Raw genomic sequence first — 4800 nt, 5'->3', positions numbered from 1 at the left:
AACCCATCCCTGGGGGCTCTGCAAAAACATCCTGTTTTTGAAGGTCTCGAAACCGTTTATCGGCGCATCGCTTAACTTCGAACCCCATACTGTTACCGACACTACTTTGAACCAAACCTGCGAAACCACCATCGTGCCAGATTCCGAACTACAGGCTTCCAACTCGGAAAACCTGGAATTCGCCACAGCGACCGAGTGCGGCCCGCGCGCGTATAACGACGATGCGGTGGCCGTATATCGGGCCACCGGCAGTGAGCGGCGTTATCGCGGTTCGCTGGCGGCGATTGCCGACGGTGTGGGCAGTGCGGAGGCCGGAGGGGCGGCGGCGCGGGCGGCGATCAGTGGGTTTATTTCCGATTATTACAGCACGCCGGATTCCTGGTCGGTAAAGCAGGCGGCGGCGCGGGTGTTGCACGCGCTGAACGGTTGGCTTTACCGGCAGAGTGGCGGTGCGGATGAGGTACAGCGCGGTTGGCTGACGACCTTTTCGGCGGTGGTGTTGAAGGGCGCTACGGCACACCTGATTCATATCGGCGATTCGCGGATTTATCGTTTGCGCGAGGGCAGGCTGGAGTGTCTGACCCGGGATCACAGTCGCGCTCTGGGACCGGGACGGACTTTTTTGAGCCGGGCGCTGGGGATGGATGCGCATATCGAGGTGGATTACCGGCAGGAGCCTTTGCAGGCGGGTGATCTGTTCTGTGTAACTACCGATGGTGTTCACGATTTCCTGCCACAGGCACAGTTCGCGGAGATCCTTTCCACCCACGGTCTGCAGGCGGCGCAGCCGCTGATTGCGGCGGCGCTGGGAAATGGCAGTGAAGATAATCTGAGCCTCGCACTGTGTCAGGTAAATGCGCTGGAGTCTCTGGACACCGACGATCTGATGCTGGCCACCGGCGACCTGCCCTTCCCCCCTCCCCTGCAGCCCGGCAACAGGATTGAAGGTTACGAGGTTTTGCAGGAGCTGCACGCAAGCAGTCGCAGTTATCTGTATCTGGTGCGGGATATGGAGTCTCAGGAGCTGCGCGCGCTCAAGGCGCCTTCGGAAAACTACTCTGATGACCCGGCCTATATAGAGCGTTTTATTGCCGAGGAGTGGACCGGGCGCAGGCTGGAGCATCCGACGGTGGTCAAAGTGTTTCCGCCGCGCATGGAACGCAAGTTTCTCTACCACATCATGGAATATGTGGATGGCCAGAACCTGCGCCAGTGGATGCAGCTGAATCCCGAGCCGCCGCTGGATCAGGTCCGCAATCTGGTACAACAGCTGGTAAGTGCGCTGCGTCGCTTGCAGCGACTGGAAATCGTGCACGGGGATCTGAAACCCGAAAACATCATGGTGGACAGCGACGGTCGTCTGAAGCTGATCGATCTCGGTGGCGCCAATGCGGCGGGCCTGCAGGAGTTGCTGCGCTATCAGGACAGCGCCCCGCCAGGCAGCAAGAATTACTGCGCGCCCGAGTACTTTATGGGAGACGCGGCGAGTCATCGTTCGGATATCTTTTCCCTCGGGGTAATCGCCTATGAGTTACTGACCGGCCACTACCCTTATAAAGAGCGCTTTGGCAGCAGCCACTACCATCTGAAAAGTTACGCCAACATGCGTTACCTCAGCGCGCGCCGGCACCGGGAGGATCTACCGGAATGGATCGATGGTGCCCTGCGCCGTGCGTGTGCGCCGGATCCGAGGAACCGCTACCCGGCACTGTCGGAATTCGTGCACGATCTCAGCACGCCGAATAGCAAGTTCATCAATCGTGAGAAACCGCCGCTGATGGAGCGCAATCCCTTGCTGTTCTGGCAGGTGGTGGCTGTACTGGCGATCCTGTCGCACCTGCTGTACTTCCTATGACCATCCCGCTGTGATCACCTCACTGTGACCACCCACCTGGGTCCGCGTGCCAACTTGGGGCGCAAACTCAGGATTCGCACCAATTTGTCGCGCCCGATTCCGCGAGATATTTCGCAGAAAGCATAAATCCAGTGTTTTCCCCGTGTCTGGCGGCCTTCCGCAAGTTGGCACAGAGATTGAATGTTATTTGTCACAATCTGAAATTCTTTTAGCAAGGCAACGGCGCCTGACACTCTTCGACAGAAGAGGGGATGCCCGTGCAGCCTTCCGCTTCCCCGGTCCACCCCGCTTTCCTTCTGTCGCGAGTCTCAGGCACCACCACTTGGTACCAGACTTAGTTAAATACGGCAGAGATCATGGTTAAGCAAAAAATCGTCGTCATCGGCAACGGCATGGTGGGTCACCACTTCCTGGAACAACTGGCAAACCGTCCCGAACGGGAAATGTTCGACGTGCTGGTATTCTGTGCCGAACCCCGTCCCGCTTATGACCGGGTTCACCTCTCCGAATACTTCGGCGGCCGCACTGCGGACGACCTGGCCATGGGCAAGGTTGAACAGTACCGCGAGTGGGGCTACGACCTGCGCCTGAACGATGCCGCCATCAGCATCGACCGCGAAGCCAAAATAATCACTTCTGCGAGCGGTGCCTCCGAGTCTTACGATCACCTGGTGCTTGCCACTGGTTCCTATCCGTTTGTTCCGCCAATTCCCGGCCATCAACACGACAAGTGCTTTGTTTACCGCACCCTGGAAGACCTGGACAAAATCCAGGCCGCTGCCAAAGAAGGCAAGGTGGGTGTGGTAGTGGGCGGTGGCCTGCTGGGTCTGGAAGCGGCAAACGCACTGAAACAGCTGGGGCTGGAAGCCCACGTGGTGGAATTCGCCCCCGGCCTGATGTCGGTACAGCTGGACGAGGGTGGCTCCAAGCTACTGCGCGAAAAAATTGAAGAACTGGGCGTGACCGTACACACCAGTACCGCCACCGAGCTGATCGAAGAAGTGGATGGTGGTCGCCTGCGCATGAACTTCAAGGGCGACAAGTCTCTGGATACCGATCTGATCGTGTTCTCCGCCGGTATCCGCCCGGAAGACAGTCTGGCGAAATCTGCCGGTATCGAACTGGGTGAGCGCGGCGGTATCGTGATCGACAACCACTGTCGCACCTCCGACAAGAATATTTTCGCCATCGGCGAATGTGCTCTGTTCAACAACTTCATCTTCGGCCTGGTTGCTCCCGGCTACACCATGGCGCGTACGGCGGTTTCCCTGCTGTGTGGCGAAGCGGCGGAGTTCAACGGCGCGGATATGAGCACCAAGCTGAAACTGCTGGGTGTTGAAGTGGGCTCTATCGGCGACGCCCACGGCCGCGCGGAAGGTTCTGCAGCAATCACTTTTGTGGACGAGCAGACCGGCGTCTACAAGCGCATGATCACCGACAGCGAGGGCAAGAAGCTGCGCGGTGCGGTGTTGGTGGGCGACACCGGCGATTACGACACCCTGCTGCAATACCACCTGAATGATATGGATCTGCCGGAGCACCCGGAGCAGTTGATCCTGCCCTCCCTGGACGGTGCGGCACCGGCGCTCGGTGCAGACGCGCTGCCGGATACGGCCACCATCTGTTCCTGCCACAACGTGAGCAAGGGCGACATTGTCGGTGCGGTGCAGGGCGGCTGCTGCTCACTGGGCGATGTAAAAGATGCAACCAAGGCATCCACCGGCTGTGGCGGCTGTGCGGCGCTGCTGAAAAACGTGGTGGACACCGAACTGGCGGCACTGGGGATGGAGGTCAACAACGACCTGTGCCCGCACTTCCCCTATACCCGCCAGGAAATTTTCCACATGGTGCAGGTAGAAGAGATCAAGACCTTCGACGAGCTGCTGCACAAGCACGGTTCCGGCAAGGGCTGTGAAATCTGCAAGCCTACTGCCGCGTCGATTTTTGCTTCCCTGTGGAACGAGCACATCCACGAGAAGCCGCATGTTGGCCTGCAGGATACCAACGATACCTTTATGGCGAATATGCAGAAGAACGGTACCTACTCAGTCGTACCGCGTATCGCCGGTGGTGAGATCACTCCTGAGAAGTTGATTGTGCTCGGCGAGGTGGCGAAGAAGTACGACCTGTACACCAAGATCACCGGCGGTCAGCGTATCGATTTGTTTGGTGCACGCCTGGAAGAGCTGCCGGAGATCTGGCGCGAGCTGACGGATGCGGGCTTTGAGACGGGACACGCTTACGGTAAGTCGCTGCGTACGGTGAAGTCCTGTGTGGGTAGTACCTGGTGTCGCTTCGGGGTGCAGGACAGTGTGGGCATGGCGCTGACTGTTGAGAATCGCTACAAGGGTCTGCGTTCGCCACACAAGATAAAGATGGCGGTTTCCGGTTGCACCCGCGAGTGTGCGGAGGCGCAGAGTAAAGATATCGGTGTGATTGCGACGGAGAACGGCTGGAACCTGTATGTATGCGGTAACGGCGGTATGCGTCCGCGTCACGCGGATCTGTTTGCGACGGATCTGGATGATGTGACGCTGATTAAATATATCGACCGGGTGCTGATGTTCTACGTGCGCACGGCGGATAAGTTGCAGCGTACTTCGGTGTGGCTGGAGAACCTGGAAGGTGGCCTGGATTACCTGCGCGAGGTGGTGATCGAGGACAAGCTGGGTATCTGTGAGGAGCTGGAGCGCCAGATGGGCAATGTGGTTGGCACTTACCAGTGTGAGTGGAAAACCGCGATCAATGATCCAGAGATGCTGAAGCGCTTCCGCCAGTTTGTGAACACCGAAGAGAAAGACGAAAAAATCGTGTTCGTGGAAGAGCGCAAGCAGCGCCGCCCGGCCACCCAGGAAGAAATCGTCAAGATTGCCGAACCGGCGTAAGGAGAATTTCCCCGGTGGCGACGAGGCACCGGGGGCGGGTTTTCAGGACCACTGTAAACC

2 protein-coding genes are annotated in these 4800 nt (G+C 58.5%); both read left to right on the top strand.

The features are described 5' to 3' along the window. Positions 1-1855 (top strand): bifunctional protein-serine/threonine kinase/phosphatase (locus tag B4U49_RS01220; protein WP_338036809.1); only part of this gene is annotated, 1855 nt, incomplete at its 5' end. 356 nt (positions 1856-2211) lie between these two features. After that, on the top strand, positions 2212-4740 hold the full coding sequence (nirB, locus tag B4U49_RS01215; protein WP_078082768.1) for a nitrite reductase large subunit NirB: 2529 nt from the start codon (positions 2212-2214) through the stop codon (positions 4738-4740). Positions 4741-4800 lie beyond the last annotated feature (60 nt).

Origin of the sequence: Microbulbifer mangrovi, assembly GCF_002009015.1 — a bacterium.
Taxonomy (GTDB): Bacteria; Pseudomonadota; Gammaproteobacteria; order Pseudomonadales; family Cellvibrionaceae; genus Microbulbifer; species Microbulbifer mangrovi.
Note: the sequence above shows the minus strand (reverse complement) of the source record. Positions and strands in the feature narration are given on the sequence as shown.

Bases quoted from the DNA above. Each gene is read 5' to 3' on its own strand.
- nirB (WP_078082768.1), top strand. From the start codon at position 2,212: ATGGTTAAGCAAAAAATCGTCGTCATCGGCAACGGCATGGTGGGTCAC.